The sequence below is a fragment of the Streptomyces sp. NPDC059787 genome (genome assembly GCF_042732315.1).
Taxonomy (GTDB): Bacteria; Actinomycetota; Actinomycetes; order Streptomycetales; family Streptomycetaceae; genus Streptomyces; species Streptomyces atrovirens.
On sequence record NZ_JBHWHX010000092.1, the window covers coordinates 1 to 1,436 of the forward strand.

Annotated in this window: 2 protein-coding genes; one reads left to right on the plus strand and one right to left on the minus strand. The window is 73.8% G+C overall.

The features are described 5' to 3' along the window. A partial coding sequence (locus tag ACFV5H_RS37290) for a hypothetical protein (protein WP_385199129.1) occupies positions 1–640 on the plus strand: 640 nt, incomplete at its 5' end. A 369-nt stretch (positions 641–1,009) separates the two neighbouring features. Here ACFV5H_RS37290 and ACFV5H_RS37295 read toward each other — a convergent pair. After that, on the minus strand, positions 1,010–1,372 hold the full coding sequence (locus ACFV5H_RS37295) for a hypothetical protein (RefSeq protein ID WP_385199131.1): 363 nt from the start codon (positions 1,370–1,372) through the stop codon (positions 1,010–1,012). Between the last annotated feature and the right edge of the window lie 64 nt (positions 1,373–1,436).

The following is a 1,436-nucleotide window of genomic DNA, read 5'->3' on the forward strand; positions in this document are numbered from 1 at the left end:
GGCCGGGGACGACGCGGCCCGGGGCCGGTGGCTGGAGTACGAACGGGCCACGCAGGGACGCCGGTGTCTGACCTGGTCGCACGGCCTCCAGGAGCGGCTGGCCGCCCTCGTCGGGGAAGAGGTCGACACCCGGGAGGATGACGAACTGGCGGCGGATCTGGCGGAGGCGGAGGCGCGCGGCGCGAACCTCGCGGTGGCCCGCCGGCCGTTCCGGGAAGTGGTCGGTCGGCGTACGGGTGGCCGGGCGGACGTGGCCATGGCCGGGTTCGTCGGCGGCCGGGCCGCCGTGGAATCGCTGCTCACTGGGTGGGGTCTGGTGTCCGGGGTCGACTTCTGGCGACTGGACCCGCTCGGCCCCGGACTGCCCACGTCGGGCCAGCAGATCACCCGCGCCCGGGAGCAGCGGGAGCAGCAGGAGCAGCGGCGGGCGGCGGGCGCCGCTGTCCTGAGCGGTGAGCGGCAGGAGTCGGCGGAGGCCCGGGAGTGCCGCAGGAGGGCCCTGGAGCGCCGTACGGCGGCTCAGGAAGGCCAGGATGGGGCGGAGGGCCAGGAGACGGCCGACGAGGCGGCAGAACGGCTCCAGGCGTACGAGGACTACCGGGCCCGGCTCCGGGCGGCCAAGGCTGCCCGCGCGTCCTGATTCCAGAGTCTTCTGGGTTCCAGTGTTGGCACGTCTTGTGGGTTAGCGGGTTCGCCGGGCATTCCGGGATCTATCGGGCTGTCAGGGGTGGTCGTGTGGGCACGTCTTATGTGTGGGCGGGTAGGCCGGCGCGGCAGGTGACGCGGCCGGTCCTGTGGCGCGGCGTGTGAAGCCGCAGATGGGGGCCGCGCGGCATGTCTATGGGCGGCGGGTGGCGCGGCAGGTGACGCGGCAACAGGACCGGTTCGCAGCACGGCCGCAGACACGACGAACGCCCCTCCGACCCACGTATCGGAGGGGCGTTCGTGTGCCCGGTGTGCTGCTCCGGGCGTGCGGGCGGGTGACCCGGGCCGCCCGCGGTCCTGGGGCCTACAGGCGGGTGACGGGGTGGGTCGGGGTGACGGTCATGGTGATGCCGCCCTGGAGTTCCGTCACCGCGGTCCGGTTGAAGATGCGGTCGATCACCGGGTTGATGCGGGCGGGGTCGGGCCGGCCGTCCTCGAGGTAGTCGTCCAGGCGGAGCGCTCCGCCGATCTCCCGCAAGAACTGGCGGAAGCCGATCCCGTTGCCGTCGTCGTGCAGGTACCGGGCGGTCGCTTCGGCGGCCGGGGAGTTCAGGACGCGGTCGACGGCGTCGCGCTGCTCCCGGTAGGTGCGCTGCTGCGCCTCCAGCTGCGCGCGGACGTCCTGGAGGTCGGGGGCGTGGGTGGTGTCGACGGTGGGCTCGGTCATGGGTCAGTCCTCCGGGTGGTCGATGACGTGCTGGCGTACGGCGGCGAACAGGCGGCGGGCGGCG